The sequence below is a fragment of the Edwardsiella anguillarum ET080813 genome, assembly GCF_000264765.2.
GTDB classification, from domain to species: Bacteria; Pseudomonadota; Gammaproteobacteria; order Enterobacterales; family Enterobacteriaceae; genus Edwardsiella; species Edwardsiella anguillarum.
Genome location: NZ_CP006664.1, coordinates 709,048 through 730,983, shown reverse-complemented (window position 1 = coordinate 730,983; position 21,936 = coordinate 709,048). Strand labels below are relative to the sequence as shown.

At 61.3% G+C, this 21,936-nt stretch carries 20 protein-coding genes; 10 read left to right on the top strand and 10 right to left on the bottom strand.

Annotation, left to right across the window (positions count from 1 at the left end; all coding sequences use genetic code 11):
• Positions 1-540: 540 nt before the first annotated feature.
• The 7 genes from caiT to ETEE_RS03340 all read left to right on the top strand — a co-directional run bounded on the left by caiT (position 541) and on the right by ETEE_RS03340 (position 9,504).
• Complete coding sequence (gene caiT, locus ETEE_RS03370; RefSeq protein WP_034164147.1) at positions 541-2,064, top strand: L-carnitine/gamma-butyrobetaine antiporter; 1,524 nt, start codon at positions 541-543, stop codon at positions 2,062-2,064.
• A 32-nt stretch (positions 2,065-2,096) separates the two neighbouring features.
• A complete protein-coding gene (caiA, locus tag ETEE_RS03365) occupies positions 2,097-3,239 on the top strand; it encodes a crotonobetainyl-CoA dehydrogenase (RefSeq protein WP_012849490.1) in 1,143 nt (380 codons plus the stop codon).
• 101 nt (positions 3,240-3,340) lie between these two features.
• A complete protein-coding gene (gene caiB / locus ETEE_RS03360; RefSeq protein WP_034164148.1) occupies positions 3,341-4,561 on the top strand; it encodes an L-carnitine CoA-transferase in 1,221 nt (406 codons plus the stop codon).
• A 63-nt stretch (positions 4,562-4,624) separates the two neighbouring features.
• Positions 4,625-6,187: a crotonobetaine/carnitine-CoA ligase gene (gene caiC, locus ETEE_RS03355; RefSeq protein ID WP_034164149.1), complete on the top strand. Its 1,563-nt coding sequence runs from the start codon at positions 4,625-4,627 to the stop codon at positions 6,185-6,187.
• 88 nt (positions 6,188-6,275) lie between these two features.
• Entirely contained in the window at positions 6,276-7,061 is a 786-nt protein-coding gene (gene caiD, locus ETEE_RS03350; protein ID WP_034164150.1) for a crotonobetainyl-CoA hydratase, read from the top strand.
• A gap of 659 nt (positions 7,062-7,720) precedes the next feature.
• The gene (caiC, locus tag ETEE_RS03345; RefSeq protein WP_034164151.1) at positions 7,721-9,277 is read left to right on the top strand and encodes a crotonobetaine/carnitine-CoA ligase; all 1,557 of its coding nucleotides are present in this window, start codon (positions 7,721-7,723) and stop codon (positions 9,275-9,277) included.
• A gap of 11 nt (positions 9,278-9,288) precedes the next feature.
• On the top strand, positions 9,289-9,504 hold the full coding sequence (locus ETEE_RS03340; RefSeq protein ID WP_034164152.1) for a hypothetical protein: 216 nt from the start codon (positions 9,289-9,291) through the stop codon (positions 9,502-9,504).
• Between the two features lie 5 nt (positions 9,505-9,509).
• Here the strand turns inward: ETEE_RS03340 and ETEE_RS03335 are convergent, their stop codons facing one another.
• Positions 9,510-10,121, bottom strand: a complete 612-nt coding sequence (locus ETEE_RS03335) for a transglycosylase SLT domain-containing protein (protein ID WP_034164153.1) — start codon at positions 10,119-10,121, stop codon at positions 9,510-9,512.
• A gap of 251 nt (positions 10,122-10,372) precedes the next feature.
• Positions 10,373-11,401, bottom strand: coding sequence for a HoxN/HupN/NixA family nickel/cobalt transporter (locus ETEE_RS03330; RefSeq protein ID WP_034164154.1), 1,029 nt, complete (start codon positions 11,399-11,401; stop codon positions 10,373-10,375).
• 268 nt (positions 11,402-11,669) lie between these two features.
• Between ETEE_RS03330 and ETEE_RS03325 the strand changes: the two genes are divergently transcribed.
• The 3 genes from ETEE_RS03325 to tatE all read left to right on the top strand — a co-directional run bounded on the left by ETEE_RS03325 (position 11,670) and on the right by tatE (position 13,586).
• A complete protein-coding gene (locus ETEE_RS03325) occupies positions 11,670-12,587 on the top strand; it encodes an aldo/keto reductase (RefSeq protein WP_034164155.1) in 918 nt (305 codons plus the stop codon).
• Positions 12,588-12,828: 241 nt separating this feature from the next.
• Positions 12,829-13,158: a hypothetical protein gene (locus ETEE_RS03320; RefSeq protein ID WP_034164156.1), complete on the top strand. Its 330-nt coding sequence runs from the start codon at positions 12,829-12,831 to the stop codon at positions 13,156-13,158.
• Between the two features lie 227 nt (positions 13,159-13,385).
• Positions 13,386-13,586, top strand: a complete 201-nt coding sequence (tatE, locus tag ETEE_RS03315) for a twin-arginine translocase subunit TatE (RefSeq protein WP_012849478.1) — start codon at positions 13,386-13,388, stop codon at positions 13,584-13,586.
• A gap of 139 nt (positions 13,587-13,725) precedes the next feature.
• On the opposite strand, the gene lipA is transcribed toward tatE, so the two are convergent.
• The 8 genes from lipA to rlmH all read right to left on the bottom strand — a co-directional run bounded on the left by lipA (position 13,726) and on the right by rlmH (position 21,935).
• Positions 13,726-14,691 (bottom strand): lipoyl synthase, encoded by a 966-nt coding sequence (gene lipA, locus ETEE_RS03310; protein WP_034164157.1) that lies wholly within the window; start codon positions 14,689-14,691, stop codon positions 13,726-13,728.
• Positions 14,684-15,352 carry a lipoyl(octanoyl) transferase LipB gene (gene lipB, locus ETEE_RS03305; protein ID WP_034164158.1) on the bottom strand — a complete coding sequence of 223 codons (669 nt, stop codon included), beginning with the start codon at positions 15,350-15,352 and terminating at the stop codon, positions 14,684-14,686. Before lipB ends, lipA begins: the two co-directional genes overlap by 8 nt.
• Positions 15,353-15,496: 144 nt before the next feature.
• Positions 15,497-15,760, bottom strand: coding sequence for a DUF493 family protein YbeD (gene ybeD / locus ETEE_RS03300; protein WP_012849475.1), 264 nt, complete (start codon positions 15,758-15,760; stop codon positions 15,497-15,499).
• Positions 15,761-15,872: 112 nt separating this feature from the next.
• Entirely contained in the window at positions 15,873-17,084 is a 1,212-nt protein-coding gene (gene dacA, locus ETEE_RS03295) for a D-alanyl-D-alanine carboxypeptidase DacA (RefSeq protein WP_034164159.1), read from the bottom strand.
• Between the two features lie 155 nt (positions 17,085-17,239).
• Positions 17,240-18,364 (bottom strand): endolytic peptidoglycan transglycosylase RlpA, encoded by a 1,125-nt coding sequence (gene rlpA / locus ETEE_RS03290; protein ID WP_034164160.1) that lies wholly within the window; start codon positions 18,362-18,364, stop codon positions 17,240-17,242.
• Positions 18,365-18,372: 8 nt separating this feature from the next.
• A complete protein-coding gene (gene mrdB, locus ETEE_RS03285; RefSeq protein WP_012849472.1) occupies positions 18,373-19,485 on the bottom strand; it encodes a peptidoglycan glycosyltransferase MrdB in 1,113 nt (370 codons plus the stop codon).
• An 18-nt stretch (positions 19,486-19,503) separates the two neighbouring features.
• The gene (gene mrdA / locus ETEE_RS03280) at positions 19,504-21,399 is read right to left on the bottom strand and encodes a peptidoglycan DD-transpeptidase MrdA (RefSeq protein WP_034164161.1); all 1,896 of its coding nucleotides are present in this window, start codon (positions 21,397-21,399) and stop codon (positions 19,504-19,506) included.
• A gap of 65 nt (positions 21,400-21,464) precedes the next feature.
• Complete coding sequence (gene rlmH, locus ETEE_RS03275; RefSeq protein ID WP_012849470.1) at positions 21,465-21,935, bottom strand: 23S rRNA (pseudouridine(1915)-N(3))-methyltransferase RlmH; 471 nt, start codon at positions 21,933-21,935, stop codon at positions 21,465-21,467.
• Between the last annotated feature and the right edge of the window lies 1 nt (position 21,936).

Genomic DNA, 21,936 nt, shown 5'->3' with positions numbered 1-21,936 from the left:
ATAAATAAATTAACCGCCAGTAAAACTCGCGTAATTTAATATTTCCTCATCTCGCATCCTTGCGCTGAAATCATTCTGACGCCAATAGAAATACCATGATTCACAATGCCAAAATAATACATAGATCACCAATATTGAAGGTGTTACATCGCGTTTGCATAGCGTGAAATTGCTCATTTTTGTTTGTATATAATTGTTTTTATTTTGTTTTTTAATTGTTCTTGGCGGTAACGGCGGCGTCGCCGGCGTCGGCGGCGCGAGACCTGAGAAATTGTTTGATTAAGATCACGGATTATTGAACGGTCAAATTTCATTATAATCACACATTAATCATGCGTCCTTGCTTATCCCGCGAGATAAGACAGATGGATAAATGTCATTACTGTGTTTTTGTTATTAATTGCTTTTTTTATTTCAAATGATATAGAGACTTATGTCGCGCCAACGTGTGTTTTATATACGCTAACGTGGCTTATTCAGAACCTTTACACTTAACGTGATCATGGCGAGGTATGCCTTTCCATGAGGGAAGATACGTAAATGAAGACTGAAAATAGCAGCCGGAAAACAGGGATAGAGCCCAAAGTCTTTTTCCCGTCATTGATTATTGTTGCGTTACTTTGTTACCTGACCATTCGCGATTTGGATGCCTCTAACGCGGTGATTAACTCGGTATTTAACTACATCACCTACTCATGGGGCTGGGCCTTCGAGTGGTACATGGTGGTGATGCTGGGCGGGTGGTTTTGGCTGATCTTTGGCCCCTTTGCCCAACGCCGTCTGGGGGATGAGGCGCCAGAGTTCAGCACCGTCAGCTGGATCTTCATGATGTTCGCCTCCTGTACCTCTGCGGCGGTCCTGTTCTGGGGCTCCATCGAAATTTATTACTATGTCGCCACGCCGCCGTTTGGCCTAACGCCGTTCTCCAACGCCGCTAAAGAGATGGGGCTGGCCTATAGCCTGTTCCACTGGGGACCGCTGCCGTGGGCGACCTACAGCTTCCTAGCCGTGGCCTTTGGTTACTTCCTGTTCGTGCGCAAAATCAGCGTAGTCCGCCCCAGCGGCACCCTGGTCGCGCTGATGGGCGAGAAGCGCTGCAACGGCCTGTTCGGCGTGGTGGTCGATAACCTGTATCTGGTTGCGCTGATCCTGGCGATGGGGACCAGCCTGGGGCTGGCGACGCCGTTGGTGACCGAATGTATCCAGTATCTGTTCGGCGTGCCGCATACGTTGGAGCTGGATGCGCTGATCATCTGCTGCTGGATCGTCTTTAACGCCGTGTGCGTCGCCTTTGGCCTGCAGAAAGGGGTCAAGGTGGCCAGTGACGTACGTAACTACCTGAGCATCATCGTTCTGGCGTGGGTCCTGATCATCGGTGCCACCAGCTTCACCGTTAACTACTTCACCGACTCCGTCGGGGTGCTGCTGATGAACGTCGGCCGCATGCTGTTCTACACCGATGCCGTCGGCAAGAGCGGCTTCCCGCAGGCCTGGACCGTGTTCTACTGGGCATGGTGGATCGTGTACGGCATCCAGATGTGTATCTTCCTGGCCCGTATCTCTAAAGGCCGTACCGTGCGCCAGCTGTGCCTGGGGATGGTCGGCGGTCTGACGGCGTCGACCTGGCTGCTGTGGACCATTCTGGGCAGCAACACCCTCTCTCTGATGAACAACAGCATGGTCGATCTGCCGAAGACCATCGAAACCCACGGCGTTGCCCGCGCCATCATCGAAACCTGGGCCGCGCTGCCGATGAGTACGGCGACCATGTGGGCGTTCTTCATCCTGTGCTTCATCGCCACCGTGACCCTGATCAACGCCTGCTCCTACACCCTGGCGATGTCGACCTGTAAAGAGGCCAGTGGCTATCAAGAGCCGCCGATTTGGGTACGCGTGGGCTGGTCCGTACTGGTCGGCATCATCGGCATCATCCTGTTGGCCCTGGGCGGACTGAAGCCGATTCAGACGGCGATCATCGCCGGCGGCTGCCCGCTGTTCTTTGTCAATATATTGATAACTATATCATTTTTGAAAGATGCCAAGTCCACGTACTGGAAATATTAAACCGTTAATTTGCCAAACAAGAGGTCTGACACATGGATTTTACACTGACTGACGAGCAGGAGCTGTTCGTTGCCGGAATTCGCGATCTGATGGCGCAGGAAAACTGGGAAGCCTACTTTGCCGAGTGCGATCGCAACAGCGAATACCCTGAACGTTTTGTTAAGGCACTGGCGGATATGGGCATCGACTCGCTGCTGCTGCCGGAGGATCAGGGCGGGCTGGACGCCGGGTTCGTCACCCTGGCCGCGGTCTGGATGGAGCTGGGCCGCCTGGGGGCGCCGACCTATGTGCTATACCAGCTGCCGGGCGGGTTTAACACCGTCCTGCGCGAGGGGACCGCGGAGCAGATCGACCGCATCATGGCCTTTCGCGGCACCGGCAAGCAAATGTGGAACTCCGCGATCACCGAGCCGGGCGCCGGCTCTGACGTGGGCAGCCTGCAGACCACCTATACGCGCAAGAACGGCAAGGTCTACCTCAACGGCAGCAAGTGCTTTATCACCAGCAGCGCCTACACCCCGTATCTGGTGGTGATGGCACGCGACGGCGCCTCGCCGGAGAAAGCGGTCTACTCCGAGTGGTTTGTCGATATGAGCCTGCCGGGCATTAAGGTCAACAAGCTGGAGAAGCTGGGCCTGCGCATGGACAGCTGCTGTGAGGTGGTATTCGACAACGTCGAGCTGGAGGAGAAGGATCTGTTCGGGCGCGAAGGCAATGGCTTCAACCGGGTGAAAGAGGAGTTCGATCATGAACGCTTCCTGGTGGCGCTGACCAACTATGGCACCGCGCTGTGCGCCTTCGAGGACGCCGCGCGCTACGCCAACCAGCGTGTGCAGTTCGGTGAAACCATCGGCCGCTTCCAGCTGATCCAGGAGAAGTTCGCCCACATGGCGATCAAGCTGAACTCCATGAAGAACATGCTGCTGGAGTCTGCCTGGAAGAGCGACAACGGCCTGATGACCTCCGGCGATGCGGCGATGTGTAAATACTTCTGCGCCAACGCCGCCTTTGAGGTCGTGGATACTGCCATGCAGGTATTGGGTGGGGTCGGGATCGCCGGCGATCACCGCATCACCCGCTTCTGGCGCGACCTGCGCGTGGACCGCGTTTCCGGCGGCTCCGACGAGATGCAGATCCTGACCCTGGGCCGCGCGGTGCTGAAACAGTATCGCTAAGGGCTGCAGACGGCCGCCGCGGCGACCGTCTGTCTGCCATGACACCCGGGGCTAATGTGCCCGGCCCCGGGTCCGCTGATTTTGTTAAGAAGGATCACGTTATGTCTGACCGTCTGTCCATGCCCAAGTTTGGCCCGCTCTCTGGCCTGCGCGTCGTGTTTTCCGGCATCGAGATCGCCGGTCCCTTTGCCGGACAAATGTTTGCCGAATGGGGCGCCGAAGTTATCTGGATCGAAAACGTCGCCTACGGGGATACGATCCGGGTACAGCCCAACTACCCCCAGCTGTCGCGCCGCAACCTGCACGCGCTGTCGCTGAATATTTTTAAGGATGAGGGACGCGAAGCATTCCTGCGCCTGATGGAGACCACCGATATTTTCATCGAGGCCAGCAAGGGCCCGGCCTTCGCCCGCCGCGGCATCACCGACGAGGTGCTGTGGGAGCGCAATAAAAAACTGGTGATCGCTCACCTGTCCGGCTTTGGCCAGTACGGCACGCCGGAGTACACCAACCTGGCCGCCTATAACACCATCGCCCAGGCGTTCAGCGGCTATCTGATCCAGAACGGCGATAAAGATCAGCCGATGCCGGCCTTCCCGTATACCGCCGACTACTTCTCCGGTATGACGGTGACCACCGCTGCCCTGGCCGCCCTGTACAAGGCACAGCAGACCGGCGTGGGCGAGAGCATCGACGTCGCCATGTATGAAGTGATGCTGCGCATGGGGCAGTACTTCATGATGGACTACTTCAACGGCGGCGAAATGTGTCCGCGCATGACCAAAGGCAAGGACCCCTACTACGCCGGCTGCGGCCTGTATCGGTGCAGCGACGGCTATATCGTGATGGAGCTGGTGGGGATCACCCAGATCCGTGAGATGTTCAACGATATCGGCCTGGCGCATCTGCTGGATACGCCGGAGGTGCCGGAGGGCACCCAGCTTATCCACCGCATCGAATGCCCGCACGGCGAGCTGGTAGAGGAGAAGCTGGACGCCTGGCTGGCGCAGCACACCATCGCCGAGGTGCAGGCCCGCTTTGCCGAGCTGAAGATCGCCTGCGCCAAGGTGCTGAACGTGGATGAGCTGGAAAGCAACCCGCAGTACGTGGCGCGCGAGTCGATCACCACCTGGAAGGCCGTTGATGGGCACACCTGCAAAGGCCCCAACGTGATGCCGAAGTTTAAACATCACCCGGGGCAGATTTGGCGCGGCATGCCGGAACACGGCATGGATACCGCGGCGATCCTGCACAGCATCGGCTATGACCAGACGGCGATCGACGCCCTGGTGGCGAAAGGACTGGCCAAGACCGGTCAGTAAGGCCGTACCGCCGTTGTCCGCGTAGACGGGCAACGGCATGGCACCATTCAACGGCGGTAGAGCATGGACATGATAGGGGAACGCCATCTGCGTCAGGCGTGGGACGATCTGGCGGCGATGCACGGTGGGAAAACGGCGCTGATCGTCGAAAATCTGCGGGGCGAGGCCAGAGACTACAGCTACGCCCGGCTGAACGAGGAGATCAATCGCACGGCCAACCTGTTTCTGACCCTGGGGATCGAAAAGGGCGACCGGGTGGCGCTGCACCTGAACAACTGCGCCGAGTTCATCTTCTGCTGGTTTGGCCTGACCAAGATCGGCGCCGTCGTGGTGCCGATCAACGCCAACCTGCTGCATGACGAGTGCGCGTTTATCATCCGCCAGTGCGCCGCCCGGCTGGTGGTGACCACGGGTGCCGCCGCGCCCGCCTATGCGTCGCTGCGCCGCGAGGCGGACGCGCCGCTGCAGGGGATTCTGCTGATCGATGCCGGGGCGTCCCCCGCGGCGGACGCCGATGGCATGAAGGATTTTCAACGCCTGAAGGATCAGCAGCCGGCGCAGTTGTTACACGCGCCGGCGCTCAGCGCGTTGGATACCGCCGAGATCCTGTTTACCTCCGGCACCACCTCGGCACCGAAGGGGGTGGTGATCACCCACTACAATCTGCTGTTCGCCGGCTATTACACCGCCTGGCAGTGCGCGCTGCGCGCGGATGATGTCTATCTGACGCCGATGCCCGCCTACCACATTGACTGCCAGTGCACCGTCGCCATGGCCGCCTTTAGCGTCGGGGCGACGCTGGTGCTGCTGGAGAAGTACAGCGCCCGGGCCTTCTGGGGGCAGGTCTGCAAGTACCGCGCCACGCTGACGGAGTGTATCCCACTGATGATCAAAACCCTGATGATGCAGCCGACGATGCCGTGGGAGCGCAGCCACTGCCTGCGCGAGGTGCTGTTTTATCTCAACCTCTCGACGGAGGAGAAAGAGGCCTTTCTGCAGCGCTTCGGCGTCCGTCTGCTGACCTCCTACGGCATGACGGAGACCATCGTCGGCCTGATTGGCGACCGGCCGGGCGACAAGCGGCGCTGGCCCTCTATTGGCCGGGTGGGCATGGGCTATGAGGCGGAGATCCGCAGCGCCGACGGCCATCCATTGACCGTCGGCGAGACCGGCGAGCTGTGGGTCCGGGGTATTCCTGGCAAGACCTTGTTTAAGGAGTATTACGGTCTGCCGCAGGAGACGGCGCGCGTGCTGACGCCCGACGGCTGGCTACGCACCGGCGACTACGCCTACTGCGATGACGAGGGCTACTTCTACTTTGTCGAACGCAGCTGCAACATGATCAAACGCTGCGGGGAGAATATCTCCTGCGTGGAGATTGAGAATATTCTGGCGACCCACCCCAAGATTATGGATGTGGCGGTGGTCGGCCTGAAAGACTCTATCCGCGATGAAGCGATCAAGGCGGTCGTGGTGCTGAGTCCCGGCGAACAGCTGAGCGAAGAGGCGTTCTTCGCCTTTTGCACCGCCCGGATGGCCAAGTTTAAGGTGCCCTCTTTTTTGGAGATCCGCGACAGTCTGCCGCGCAGCTGTTCGGGGAAAGTGATCAAAAAAAGTTTATGTTAAACCGCACCGGGGGGGGCCGGCGTACGCCGCCAGCCCTGTGGCTACGCGCCGGTGCGATCACCCTGTTGAATCGGAATGGAGTATGAGGATGAGCGAGTCATTACAGATAGCGCGCAACGGTGGAATTCTGGAAATTACGCTGAACCGCCCCAAGGCCAATGCCATCGATGCCAAGACCAGTCTGGCCATGGGGGAGGCGTTTATCGCTTTCCGCGACGATCCGACGCTGCGCGTCGCCATCATTACCGGCGCCGGCGAACGCTTTTTCTCCGCCGGCTGGGATCTGAAGGCGGCGGCGGAGGGCGAGGCGCCGGACGCCGACTTTGGCCCGGGGGGCTTCGCCGGTTTGACGGAGCTGTTCAACCTGGATAAGCCGGTGATCGCCGCGGTCAACGGCTACGCCTTTGGCGGCGGCTTTGAGCTGGCGCTGGCGGCAGACATGATCGTCTGTGCCGACAATGCCTGTTTCGCCCTGCCGGAGGCCAAGCTGGGGATCGTCCCGGACAGCGGCGGCATGCTGCGTCTGCCCAAGTGCATTCCGCCGGCGATCGCCAACGAGATGATGATGAGCGGGCGCCGTATGGAGGCCGAAGAGGCGCTGCGCTGGGGGATCGTTAATCAGGTGGTGCCGGGCGATCGACTGATGGCGACGGCGCGGGCGCTGGCCCAGCAGGTGGCGGAGAGCGCACCGCTGGCGCTGGCGGCGCTGAAGGAGATTGTCCGCGCCACCGCAGAGCTGTCCGTCGAGGAGGGCTATCGCCTGATCCGCAGCGGCGCCCTGAAGCACTATCCGGCCGTGTTGCATTCGGAGGATGCGCTTGAGGGGCCGCAGGCCTTTGCCGAAAAACGCGAGCCGGTATGGAAGGGGCGCTGAGCGGCGGGCGCCGGCGCGTGAAGCGCCCGCGTGACTGAGACCGTTGACGGAGGGCCTTCCCCTCCGTTTTTTTTGCCCTCATTCCCGACGCCGTCGGGATGAAGGGCATATCTCGCGCGTCGCTCTTTGCTATGACGAAATAACGCGGAGCTTTATTGCTTGCCTATTTATTGAATTAACTCCTCTCTGCTGAAATAGCATCATGCCAAAAAAATATTCTTTATCTGCCTTTCTCATTGCGCCGGCGATGTTTCCCGGGAGCATTATTGCAACGATGTGCTCCTCCGTCTTACCGGACCGTGTTGAACGGAAAAAGAACGGCAGTCCGGTGGGGACGTCGATGGCGCCGCGCTGCGCCAGATAAGCGCGGCTGATGGCTCCTCTCGCGCGGGTCGCCGCGGGCGGCGGCGTCACCGTTGTTATGACGATGTTTGCTGTTTGTATCGTTTGGCCGCTTTTTTCGGCGACCAGGGGCGCGTTCCGACAGAGGCCCTGACCTCTTTATTTTTGGTAATGTGACTAAGTCCAAAATTTGCGCTTTTACTTAGTACAAGAACACATAAATATAAGAAATTAAAACTACGTGAGCATTATATTCGCCAGTATGGAACTGCGGCCTGACGGGATGGCCAAGGATGACAATCGCACGATGAGGGGCTATGGATATGATCGGCAATGCCACGCTGAGGGACGTGTGGCAGGCGCGGGCGCGCCATCAGGGTGCGCAGTGCGCGCTGGTGTATGAGGATCTGGCCGGCGATACGCGGGAGTATAGCTATCGCCAGATGCACGATGAAATCATTAGGGCGGCTAACCTGTTCCTTTCGCTGGAGGTGCGCAAGGGCGATCGGGTCGCGCTGCAGATGCGCAACTGCCCCGAGTTTCTGTTCTGCTGGTTTGGTCTGTCCTGCATTGGCGCCGTCGCCGTACCGGTCAATACCGGCTATACCGAACAGGAGTGCGACTATCTGCTCGGCCGCTGCGGCGTCAGCCTGCTGGTCTGTCAGGCGGCGTTTTTACCGCTGTACCGGCGCCTGTCCCATCCCCTGCGCCACCGGGTTATCCTGCGCGAGGGCGAGGGCGAGGCGACGGGGACGATCGATTTTCAGCGCGCCTGCGCCGCCCAGCCGTGCCAGCTGCGGACGCGGGTGCCGCTCTGCGCGGACGATGTGGCAGAGATTCTGTTTACCTCCGGCACCACCTCCTGCCCCAAGGGGGTCGAGCTGACTCACGCCAACCTGCTGTTCGGCGGCCACTACACCGCCTGGCAGGGGCAGATGACGGCCCGCGATCGTTACCTGAGCTGTATGCCCAACTTTCATATCGACTTTCAGTGTAGCGCGGCGATGCCGATGCTGATGACCGGCGGTACGCTGATCCTGCTGGAGAAGTACAGCGCGCGCCGTTTCTGGCGCCAGGTTTGCCTGCACCGCGCCACCCTTAGCCACGCCATGCCACTGATCGTGCGCACTCTGATGCTGCAGCCGCCGCGTGCCTGGGAGCGCAACCACTGTCTGCGCGATCTGTTTTTCTACCTCAACATCACCGACGCCGAGAAGCAAACCTTTGAGCGGCGCTTTGGCGTGCGCCTGTTTAACTCTTACGGCATGACGGAGACGGTGGTGGGGGCGATCGGCGATACGCCGGGGCAGGAGCGGCGCTACCCCTCGATTGGGCGTCCCGGCATGGGATATCAGGCGCGGATCGTCGATGCGCAGGGCCATCCGCTGCCGCCGGGGCAGATTGGAGAGATCTGTATCCGCGGCGTCGCCGGACGCAGCCTGTTTAAAGGCTATTATGACGATCCGGCGGCAACCGCCCGCCTGCTGCGCGGAGATGGCTGGCTGCACAGCGGCGATACCGGCTATTGCGATGAGGAGGGATGGTTCTACTTTGTCGATCGGGCGGTCAATCTGATCAAGCGGTCGGGAGAGAATGTGGCCTCCAGCGAGGTGGAGGGGGTACTGGAGACCCATCCGGCGGTGTCAGAGGCGGCGGTTATCGGCGTGGCCGATCCGCTGCGCGATCAGGCGGTGAAGGCGATAGTGCAGCTGACGCCGGGGGCCGAGGTGCGCCCCGAAACGCTGATCGCCCACTGCGCAGCGCATCTGGCCGCCTTTAAGGTTCCCACGCTGCTGGAGTTTGTGGCGGAGTTTCCGCGCACCTGCTCCGGCAAGGTGGATAAGAAGCGGCTGCGGCTGAGGACGACGGTGTAGGAGGAGGAACGATGCCACAGGGAATGCAGGGCGCCCGCCGTCAGGCGGACGGCGATGAAGAGGAGCGCGCCGCGGACGGCGCGGTGCAGGGGCTGCTGGATCTGCGCTACGCCACCTGTCCGGCGTGCCAGCGGCGGATCCGCGCTCGGCTACACAGCGTGCTGAGCCGTTGTCATACCTGGTGCCCGTTTTGCCGTAAAAACGTACCGCTGTGCAACGGAGGCTGAGCCTGCTACAGATGGTTATAGGCGGTCTCGACCTTGAGCATGTAGCGCGGCGCCTGCGCCGCCGGATGATGACGGCGTACGTGCCAGTGAAAGGCCTCCGGCGTCAGGCTGTTAATCATGGCGATGGCGGTCTGGCGGTTGGCGGAAAAGGTGCGCAGCAGGGCTCCGGCGCCGTTGGCGTAGGCCACCTCGGTGGCGTAGCGGCGGGTCAGAGGATCGTTGATCCAGTAGAGCTGCTGGTTTTGTAGCGCGCTGAGGTAGGCGGCGCCCAGTCGGATGTTGGTGACCGGATCGTACAGGTCGTCGCTGTCCGGACAGCCGCGCCGGCCCTGGTAGCGATAGGCGTCGCAGCCGGCGCCGTCCGCCTTGATCTGCATGAGGCCGATGGCATTGGAGGGGCTGACGGCGCTGGGATTGTAGCTGGATTCGACCTGGATGATCGCCTTGATAAGCTTAGGATCCAGGTTGTACTGGGACGCCGCCGCCTGGATGATGCCGTCGTAGGCCTGAGGGTTATAGCTGGCCGCCGGGCGGTGGTGGCGGCTGGAGCAGCCGGCCATCAGCAGCAATAGCAGGCTGCCGCAAAGAAGAAAAATGCGCTGTGAGGTCTGAGTCATGAGGCTGTGTTCCGCAAGTGTACGCGTCACGCGGGGTCGACGCCCGCCGCGCTGGCCGTCTGTCGCCGCCCGATGAGGGCGCGTGCGCAGCGTGACCGGTGGCGGGATTGCCTGGCGTTTTCACGTATCGTCCGCCGCCGCCGCGGCCTGTTCTCCCTGTGACCGGGCGCCGGGCGGGGAGCCCGGTGGGCCGGATAGCGCGATCATAGCGTGAACGCCGCAGCAGATCACGGTGCGAATTGTAACTTTACTCAACTGGCGCTCAGGGTGATCCGGTCGTAGCCGCGCCAGCGGTAGTTGAGCAGCGACAGCAGCCAGAACAGGATGAAACCGCCGATGACCCAGAAGCCGGCGTTGCCCATCTTGTCATTGAGGCTGCCGATCATCTGCCAGAAGCCCCCCTGCAACTGCAGGCTATCGGCGATAAGCCCCAGCGCCTCCAGGCCACCGATGATCAGCGCCACGGCGACCGAGGCGGCGGTGATGGTCATGTTGTAGTACAGCTTGCGGATCGGGTGGGAAAAGGCCCAGCCGTAGGCGCCGACCATGACAAAGTTATCCAACGAATCCACCAGCGCCATACCGGCGGTAAACAGCGCCGGGAATACCATCAGCGACCACAGGGAGAGCCCGTGGGTCGCGGCGGAGGCTGAAATCCCCAGCAGGCCGACTTCGGTGGCGGTGTCAAATCCCAGGCCGAACAGGAATCCCACCAGGTACATGTGCCAGCTGCGGGTAACCAGACGGAAGGTGCGGTGGAACAGCCGGGTCATCAGCCCACCGGGCAAGGCATCATCCATCTGCAGGCTGTCGGTATCGGCTCCGGGGTGGGTGATCCGCCGGAATTGGCGCCAGACCCCCAATAGGATCAGCAGGTTCAGCAGCCCCATCGCCAGCAGGAACAGCGCCGATACGGCGGTACCGATCAGCCCGCCGTACTGATGTAGGGCATCGATGCGATCGCGAAACGCCATCGACGTCAGCACGATGGCCAGACAGGCCAGAATCACAATGGTGGAGTGGCCCAGGGAGAAGAAGGCGCCGACGCCGAGCGGTTTTTTCCCCTGCTGCATCAGCTTGCGGGTGACGGCATCGATGGCGGCGATATGGTCGGCGTCCACCGCGTGGCGCAGGCCAAAGCCGTAGGCCAGCAGCGCTGCGCTCATCATGACGGCGTGGTGGCGAAAGACGCAAAAGGCCCAGATCCAGGCGGCGAGGTTGGCTGCGATCAGCAGGGCCAGCAGCGCCAGCCCTCGTTGTTTGCTCGAGTACTCTGCCATGTGCTGTGTTCTCCCGTGGCGCCGACGGCGTCGATATGATGAGGGGAAGGCGGTGGGGAATGTTCGCAGACCGTCCGTTACGGGAGGGGAATGTATGATATTTTTGTAAAATTGTCATACCTCTAAACGTATAAGTTTGTTACGAACGGCGTGATAAATGTTACGCCAGCGGTGCCCCATGGCCAGCCGTCTATGGCATAGTGGACGTCATGCTCGGGGATATCCAGCGCCGCCCGCCGCCGCGGGTTTAGCACAGAGAGGAGTGAAGATGAAACAGATGACATTGGGCGTTGATGGCCCGCAGGTCTCCGCCATCGCGCTGGGCTGCATGCGCCTGACCGAGCTGGATGACCGCCAGGCCGCCAGCCTGATCGACCATGCGCTGGCGCTGGGGATCAACGCGTTCGATCACGCCGATATCTACGGCGGCGGGGAGTGCGAGCGCCGCTTTGCCCGCGCGGTCCGTCTGAACGGCGCGCAGCGGGAGGGGCTCTTTATTCAGTCCAAGTGCGGCATTCGCCGCGGCTACTATGATTTCTCCTTCCGCCATATTATGGCGTCGGTGGACGGTATCCTGCAGCGACTGCAGTGTGACTATCTGGATATGTTGCTGCTGCACCGTCCCGATGCGCTGGTGGAGCCGCAGGAGGTGGCCGAAGCGTTCGATCGCCTACAGGCGAGCGGCAAGGTCAGGGCCTTTGGGGTATCTAACCACGCGCCGCTGCAGATGGCGCTGCTGCAGAAGTTTCTGGCTCAGCCGCTGCGGGTGAACCAGATGCAGTTTGGCATCGCCCACTGCGGTATGGTGCGCAGCGGGATCAACGTCAATGTGCAGGGCGACGCCGCCGTCGATCGCGACGGCGATACGCTGAACTACTGTCGCCTGCATGATATTACCCTGCAGGCCTGGTCGCCGTTCCAGTTCGGCATGTTCAGCGGCGTGTTCCTGGATCATCCTGACTTTGCGCCGCTGAACCAGACGCTGGCGGCGATCGCCGCCCACCACGGCGCCAGTAAGACCACGCTGGCGACGGCCTGGATCCTGCGCCACCCGGCGCAGATGCAGGTGGTAGCCGGCAGCATGAATGCGGAGCGGCTGACGCAGATTGCGCAGGCGTGTGCGCTCAGCCTGAGTCGTGAGGAGTGGTATCAGATTTATCTGGCGGCGGGTAACCCGCTGCCGTAAGCGTGCGACCCGCCGCCGCGCGGTGGGTCTGCTCCGGCGAGGATGCCGTACGACGGCGGCCGGACCTATAGGATTTTGCTTGAATTCTCGGGTAACCCCGGCAAAGGGTCGCATTTATCCAGCAAGCTAATTATGATGACTGGCGTAAGAAGAAAAGGCCGGTGTATCGGGTGCCATGTGACGTGGTTAATGTATCGGCGATGTGCGGCGCGCTGCGCCGTACCGTCCGGGGGAAGGTGTAATGTCTGACTTGGAAGTACAGCTGCGTAATTCATTGGCAGCGCTGGACGATCTGAAATCAAGCTTTGAACAGCAGCGCCTGGCGTGGCAGCAGGAGTGTGAGGGCATGCAGCTGCAGCTGGCGCAGGCGCGTCAACGCGAGGCGGCCCTGCTGCAGCAGAGTGAGCAGCTGACCCGTAAGCTGGTCGATCTGGGCTCGCTGCCGGAGAACAATGGCCTGCTGCGCCAGTTCAAGATCGTGGGCAGCCATATCGAGGCGCTGGCGCGCGATGCGGCGGCGTTTAATGCGTATCTGGCCACGCTGGGCGCGCAGGGCTGCGACCGTCCCTGAGCGACGGGTCTCCATGCCGGACCGCGTCTGCGGTCGGCCCCTTTCCCCCGTTTCTTTCCTCTTTTTCCTCGCCTGCCGCGGTTAGCGGACTGAGAACAGTTGGTTTAACTCTGTTACATCTTGTTTTTGCGCCGTTAGCCATTTTTACGGTTAATAACCCTTGCTTACTGCAAGCGATGTTTCTTCGGCCGCCTGGGCGGTGCGGTATACAACATAAGAAGGTATTTATGGAAGGTATTAGTATTACCAAGCTTCTGGTCATTGCTGTGCTGATCGTATTGCTGTTTGGTACCAATAAGCTGCGTACGCTGGGGTCCGATCTCGGGGCGGCGCTGAAGGGGTTCAAAAAAGCGATGAACGACGAGACGCCGGCGGCCAAAAAAAGTGACGGCGCAGAGGCGGCGCCCCGGGTAGAGAATAAAGAATAATCCGGATATTCGGGGGGCTGGCCAAGGGGCCGCGCTCCGGAATCGGGGGAAGAAGGAACATCCCTAAGTTGTAACCAGTTTTGTCAACGGCAGTCTGGCAGGGCTGATCCGATCAGCCCTGCGCTGCGTTTGCGCGCGCTTACTTGACCTCCATGCCCTGAGCCTGCAGGTCGGCATGGTAAGAAGAGCGGACAAAGGGGCCGCAGGCGGCGTGGGTAAAGCCCATGGCCAGCGCCTCGGCCTTCATGTCGGCAAACTCCTCCGGGCTGACGTAGCGCTGCACCGGTAGATGGTGGCGGCTTGGCTGCAGGTATTGCCCCAGCGTCAGCATCGTGACGCCGTGCGCGCGCAGATCGCGCATCACTTCGATAATTTCCTGATTGGTCTCTCCTAGCCCTACCATCAGCCCTGACTTGGTCGGGATCTGCGGATGCTGTTGCTTGAACTGCTGCAGCAGACGCAGAGACCATTCATAGTTGGCGCCCGGGCGCACCTGGCGGTACAGCCGCGGAATGTTCTCCAGGTTGTGGTTGAACACGTCCGGCGGATTGTCCTGCAGCAGCGCCAGGGCGCGATCCATGCGGCCGCGGAAGTCCGGCACCAGGGTTTCGATGCGGATCTGCGGGCTTTTGGCGCGGATGGCGCGGATACAGTCGGCAAAGTGCTGGGCGCCGCCGTCGCGCAGATCGTCGCGGTCAACGGAGGTGATCACCACGTAGCGCAACCCCATGTCGGCGATGGTCTGCGCCAGCTTTTCCGGTTCGTTGGCGTCGGGCGCCAGCGGGCGGCCGTGGGCCACGTCGCAGAACGGACAGCGGCGGGTGCAGATGGCACCCAGGATCATAAAGGTGGCGGTGCCGTGGTTGAAACACTCGGCCAGGTTGGGGCAGGAGGCCTCTTCGCACACGGAGTGCAGACCATTCTTGCGCATCGCCGCCTTGATACCCTGAATTCGGCTGGAATCGGCCGGCAGTTTGATCTTCATCCACTCCGGCTTGCGCAGCATCTGTTCACGCTCAACGGCGACGGACTTCACCGGGATCAGGGCCATCTTGTCTGCGTCGCGGTATTTCACGCCACGTTCCATCTGAATTGGTTTACTCATAGTCTTGCGGATTCCACTGGCTGTGCTCAAGCCGGGTATAGCCGAGCAGTTGGGTAAAATGGTGCACCAGACGGGGCTGAACCTGCGTCAGGGTTACCCCCGGGCACAGGGCGCTGACCTGGGTCATCTGCAGGCCGGCGTAGCCACAGGGGTTAATGCGCTGGAAAGGGGAGAGATCCATGGCGACATTCAGCGCCAGGCCGTGGAACGAACACCCCTTGCGGATGCGCAGGCCGAGGGAGCAGATTTTCTGCCCGTCAACGTAGACGCCCGGCGCATCGGGGCGCGGATAGGCCTGAATATCCAGCTCTGACAGGGTGCGCACCACGCTCTCTTCAAGCCAACTGACCAGCTCGCGCACGCCGCGGTGGCCGCGGCGCAGATCGAGCAGGACGTACATCACCTGCTGTCCGGGGCCGTGATAGGTGACCTGGCCGCCGCGATCGCTCTGGATAACCGGAATATCGCCGGGATTGAGCAGATGCTCAGCCTTGCCGGCCTGCCCCTGGGTAAACACGGCGGGGTGCTCCACCAGCCACAGCTCGTCCGGCGTATCGGCGTCACGGCGATCGGTGAAGCGGTGCATGGCCTGCGAGACGGGGAGATAGGGCTGCAACCCCAGCTGACGCAGTATGAGGCTATCTTGTTGCAATGGCGTCATCTTCAGGTTAAAAAATTGGTAAGGCCATTATACCGACTGTCGCCCTGACTCACCAGTGCCGAATCGGCAAAAAAGCGCGGCCCGGTAGGCTATAACGCCATACCGGGCCGCGATAAATGCTGTATTTTAGTTAATTAACTGTGATTACAGAACCATGCGCACGATTTCAATGTTGCCCAGTTCTTCATACAGCGTCTCAACTTGCTCAATGTGGGTCGCATTGATGGTGATGGAAACGGAGTGGTAGTTCCCTTTGCTGCTCGGCTTAACCTGCGGGGTGTAGTCACCCGGCGCATGGCGCTGTACCACTTCAACAACCTGATCAACCAGCTCAGGCTGTGCCAGTCCCATGACTTTATAGGTAAACTCGCACGGGAATTCGAGCAGTTCATTCAGTTTGGTTTTCATGTGAGCTCCAGCGTATTGCACTATCTACAAATTATAACTCCCGCCGTAGCGGGAGTCTTGCTTACTGATCAAATGGGGCCGACGACGCCCTTTTCAAGGGGCTGGCCACAGATTAACCAAACCAGCGATGAAACAGCAGCTTGATATGATCGATCATCCGGCTGAAGAAACCACCCTCTTTCACTTCGTTCAGCACCACCAGCGGGCGCTGCTCGATGGTCTTGCCGTCCAGCTGGAAGTTGATCGTACCGACCACCTGATCCTTGGCCAGCGGGGCATCCAGCTCGTTACTGTTCAGCACATAGCTGGCCTTGAGATCTTTCATCCGTCCGCGCGGGATGGTCAGGTAGACGTCTTTATCGACTCCCAGCTGGGCGCGGTCGGTGTCACCGAACCAGACCGGCTCAGAGGCGAACTCACGCCCGGCCTTCAGCGGCGAGACGGTTTCAAAGAAGCGGAAGCCCCAGGTCAGCAGCTTCTTGCTCTCGGTCTCGCGTCCCTTAAAGGTGCGGCCGCCCATGACGGCGGAGATCAGGCGCATGTTGCCCTCGGTCGCCGAGGCCACCAGGTTATAGCCCGCAGAGGCGGTATGGCCGGTTTTGATGCCGTCCACGTTCATGCTGGTATCCCACAGCAGACCGTTACGGTTGGTCTGGCGGATGTTGTTATAGGTGAACTCTTTCTCTTTGTAGATGGCGTACTCATGGGGGACGTCGCGGATCAGCGCCTGGCCGATCAGCGCCATGTCGCGGGCGGAGCTGAACTGCCCCGGCGCGTCCAGGCCGTGTACCGTCTCAAAGTGGGTGTTCTGCAGACCCAGCGCCTTCACGTAGCTGTTCATCAGGCCGACGAAGGCGTCCTGGCTGCCGGCGACATAGTCGGCCATGGCGACGCAGGCATCGTTACCGGAGACCAGGTTGATCCCGCGGATCAGGTTCCCCACGGAGACCTGATCGCCCGGCTTGAGGAACATCAGCGAGGAGCCCTGGAACACCGGGTTGCCCGTCGCCCAGGCGTCTTTGCCGACGGTGACGACGTCATTCTCACCGAACTTGCCCGCGCGCATCGCCTGTCCGATGACGTAGCTGGTCATCATCTTGGTCAGCGAGGCCGGATTACGTCGCTCGTCGGCGTTGTGCTCCGCCAGCACCTTGCCGGAGTTGTAGTCGATCAGAATATAGGCTTCGGCATCGATTTGCGGCACGCCCGGGATCATGGTCTTCAGGTTAACGTCGTCGGCGCGGGCCGCACCGGTGAGCGCCACGGCCAGCAGACCGCCGGCGACAGCGTATTTCAGTGTTTGGGAAGCAACTTTGCGTTTCATGATGGGGACTACAACATCCGTGAATTAAACAGTGACAAACGAGCCACACTATAGCAGATGGTACGCTAAGGCATAGCGTGGCAATGGTTTTTTACACAATCAATATGTGTATAAGTGTTGCATGGCCCGCGACGGGCGGGCCAGCGTCAGCAGGCTCAGGGCGCCGTGGCAATGAACGACTGTTGCCCGGCCTCGCTGCTCAGCCGCTGCTGCAGCGCGCTGGCCTGCGCGCGGCTGGCAAACGGCCCCAGCTGGACGCGGTAGAGGGCGCCGTTTGCCTCGACTTTGCCGGGGACGCCGAAGCGTTGGCTCAGCTGCTGCTGCCACTGGGCGGCGCGCGAATGGCTGCTGACGGCGCCGACCTGCACCAGATAGTGGCCGCTGGCCGCGGCGTGGCTCGCGGCGGCCGGTGCTACCGCTGCGCTGGCGGGAGCCGGGGGGGCGACCGGGGCGGCGGCAACCGGGGCGTTCTCTTCCAGCACGCCGCTGCGCAGCGGCTGCGGTGCACCGAGGAAGCTACCGCTATGGCTGGCGGGGGCGCTGACCGGCATGCTCTGCCCAGGCGCGGCCTCTGCCGTCGGCGCCAGGCTTGCCGGCGTCGGATTCTCGATGGCGCGGACCGTTGGCTGGCCCGCCGTGGCGGAGGGGCTGACGGTGAGCTGCGGGCTCTCCATGCCGATCGTCGGGCGGGCCGGCAGGGCATAGCTCTGCTTGGCGACCCGGGTACCGATGGTGCCCGGCCCGGACAGGCTGCCGTCCGGCGCGACGTTGATAAAGTCGATGCGCACCTTGGTATGCTGGGTAATGTTCAGGCGGTTGGCGGCGGCGGTCGACAGATCGATGATGCGCCCCGGGGTATAGGGGCCGCGGTCGTTAATCCGCACCACGATGCGGCGGCCGTTGGCCAGGTTGGTTACCCGCACGTAGCTGGGGATCGGCAGCGTCGGGTGGGCGGCGCTCATCGCCTCCGGGTTGAACTGTTCACCGCTGGCGGTGACGTTGCCGCGGTTTTCTTCGCCGTAGCTGGCCGCCAGGCCTATCTGGGAGAAGTTGGACGGATCCTTGACGATGGTATAGCGCTGGCCGTTACGGCTGTAATCCTGATTGGCGCTGGGAATGGCGGGCTCATAGCGCGGTTCGGCGCCTGGGATCTCTTCGACCGGGCCGCTGTAGGCCGGCTGCGGCGGCGCCTGGATCACGCCGTCGTCGTTGGTGGAACAGCCTGCCAGGATCAGACAGGCCAGGCTCAGGCTGAGCCAGGATTTGTGCGCCATTCTCATCGCGACCTCTATAGATTCTTGGATAACATTTTGCGATGGGTATGGATCGACATCACGATGCCAAATCCGGCCATCAGTACGATCAGCGCCGAGCCGCCGTAGCTGACCAGAGGCAAAGGTACGCCAACCACCGGTAAAATGCCACTGACCATGCCGATATTAACGAAAACATAAACGAATAGAATCAACATTAAACCGCCGACCATCACCCGGCCGAAGGTGGTCTGGGCGCGGGCGGCGATATACAGTCCGCGCATGATGATCAGCAGGTACAGCGCCAGCAGCAGCAGTACGCCGAACAGCCCCAGCTCCTCGGCCAGCACGGCGAAGATAAAGTCGGTGTGGCGCTCCGGCAGGAACTCCAACTGCGACTGGGTGCCGTGTAGCCACCCCTTGCCGCTCAGGCCGCCGGAGCCGATGGCGATTTTTGACTGGATGATGTGGTAGCCGGCGCCCAGCGGATCGCTCTCTGGATCGAGCAGCATCATCACCCGATCGCGCTGGTAATCGTGCATCAGGAAGAACCACAGCACCGGAATAAAGGCGGCCACCAGCAGCACCGCCAGCCCGATCAGGCGCCAGCTCATGCCCGCCAGGAACAGAATGAACAGCCCGGAGGCGGCGACCAGGATCGAGGTGCCCAGGTCCGGCTGGGCGGCGACCAGCAGGGTCGGCAGGAAGATCAGGATCAGTGCGATGCCGGTGTGCTTGAGCGACGGCGGGCAGACGTCGCGGTTGATAAAGCGGGCCACCATCAGCGGTACGGCGATTTTGGCGATCTCCGACGGCTGAAAGCGCACGAAGCCCAGGTCAAGCCAGCGCTGGGCCCCTTTACTGATCTGGCCGAAGGCGTCCACCAGGATCAGCAGGATGACGCAGAGGATGTACAGATAGGGCGCCCAGTGTTCGTAGACGCGCGGCGGGATCTGCGCCATGACGATCATGACCAGCAGGCCCATGACGATTTGGCCGATCTTGCGCTCCATCATGCCGACATCCTGGCCGCTGGCGCTCCACATGACGACGGCGCTGTAGACCAGCACCGCCAGAATGCAGAGCAGGAAGGGCAGGTCGATATGCATCTTGGCCCAGATTGAGCGTTTTTGTTGATTCTCAGTCATGGTGAATCCGTATGCCTGTCAGTCGCCCTCCACGCCGGGTGGCGTGGGGGCTGCATTGGGAAGCTGGGTATTGTTGTCGCCCAGCATGATGTGATCCAGGATCTGGCGCATGATGGTGCCCACCGCCGGGCCGGCGCCGCCGTTCTCCAGAATGATGGCCACCGACACCTGCGGGTTGTCATAGGGGGCGAAGGCGGTCATCAGCTTATGGTCGCGCAGATGCTCGGCGATGGTATGCGCGTTGTAGGTCTCGTAGCCGAAGACCTGGGCGGTACCGGACTTGGCGGCGATTTTATACGGGGCGCTGCCAAAATACTTGTAGCCGGTGCCGTTGGGCCGGTTGGCCACGCCGAACATGCCATCTTTGGCGATCTCCCAGAAGCCGGAGTGAATATCGCCTATCTGCTGGCTCTCCTGCTGGCGGAACGGCACCAGCTGACCGTTGATGCGGGTGCTCATCAGCAGGTGTGGCACCTTGACGTTGCCGTCGTTGATCAGGGTGTTGAGCGCCTTGGCCATCTGGATCGGCGTCGCGGTCCAGTAGCCCTGGCCGATGCCGACCGGGATAGTGTCACCCTGATACCAGGGTTTCTTGTAGCGCTTGAGCTTCCATTCGCGGGTCGGCATCAGGCCGGAGCGCTCCTCGGACAGATCGATACCGGTATACTGGCCATAGCCGAACTTGGACAGCCACTCGCTCAGGCGGTCGATCCCCATGTCATAGGCCACCTGGTAGAAGAAGGTGTCTGCCGACTCCTCCAACGCCTTGGTGACGCTCAGCCGCCCATGGCCCCACTTCTTCCAGTCGCGAAAGCGCTTCTCTGATCCGGGCAGCTGCCACCAGCCGGGGTCGAAGAGGGTGGTATTGCGGGAGATCACGCCGGCGCTGAGCGCCGAGACCGCGACGTAGGGTTTGACCGTCGAAGCGGGAGGATAGACCCCCTGGGTGGCGCGGTTGATCAGCGGCCGGTTGGGGTCGTTGAGCAGGCCGCGGTAATCCTTGCCGGAGATGCCGTCGACGAACAGGTTAGGGTCGTAGCTGGGGGTGGAGACCAGCGCCAGGATCCCGCCGCTGCGCGGATCGCTGACCACCACGGCGGCGCGGCTGCCGACCAGCAGCTGCTCGATATAGCGCTGCAGGTTGAGATCCAGCGTCAGGTAGATATCTTTACCCGCCTGGGGCGGCTGCTCGTGCAGCTGGCGGATCACCCGCCCGCGGTTGTTGACCTCCACCTCTTCATAGCCGGTTTTGCCGTGCAGCACATCCTCATAGTAACGTTCGATGCCCAGCTTGCCGATGTCGTGGGTGGCGGCGTAGTTGGCCAGCTTCCCCTCTTTATCCAGACGCTCGACGTCTTTGTCGTTGATCTTGGAGACATAGCCGATGACGTGGGTCAGGGCGGAGCCGTAGGGGTAGTAGCGACGCTGGTAGCCCTTGACCTCAAAGCCGGGGAAGCGGAACTGGTTGACGGCAAAGCGGGCCACCTGCACCTCGCTGAGGGCGGTCTTCAGCGGAATCGAGGTGAAGCGCCGCGAGCGCTTGCGCTCCTTCTGGAAGCTGTCGAGATCCTCGTCGGTCAGATCGACGATCGGGCGTAGCGCATCGAGCTGCGCTGTCATTCCGTCGACCTTTTCGGGGATCACCTCCAACTGGTAGATGGTGCGGTTAAACGCCAGCGGGGTGCCGTTGCGATCGTAGATCATGCCGCGGCTGGGGGCGATGGGCACCAGCTTGATGCGGTTTTCGTTAGAGCGCGTCCTGTAGTCTTCAAAACGCAGAATTTGCAGGTGGTACAGATTGGCGAGCAGTACGCCGGTCAGCAGCAGTACGCCGACGAAGGCGAACAGCGCACGACGGATGAACAGGGCGGACTCTGCCGAATAGTCACGAAAGGGGTTACGATCTAGTTTCATTCCGTTCCGTCATGCTCAGGCGTACTGCCGGGATTAACATCATTGCCGGCGTGGCCGGCAGGCGATTACTCACGATGATAAGGGTGATTGGCCGTAATGCTCCAGGCCCGGTAGAGGCTTTCGGCCACCAGCACGCGCACCAGCGGGTGCGGCAGGGTCAGGGGCGACAGAGACCAGCTCTGTTCGGCGGCGGCCTTGCAGGCGGGCGCCAGCCCCTCGGGACCGCCGATCAGCAGGCTGACGTCGCGCCCGTCCTGCTTCCAGCGCTCCAGCTGTCCGGCCAGCGTCGGGGTATCCCAGGGTTTGCCGGGAATATCCAGGGTGACAATGCGGTTGCCTTTGCCGACCGCGGCCAGCATCAGCTCGCCTTCTCGCTCCAGAATGCGGCGAATATCGGCATTCTTACCGCGTTTCCCGGCCGGAACCTCGGTCAGTTCAAACGGCATATCCTTGGGAAAGCGCTTAATATAGTCGAGAAAACCGGTTTGTACCCAGTCGGGCATTTTGGTGCCGACCGCCACCAGCTGCAGTTTCACC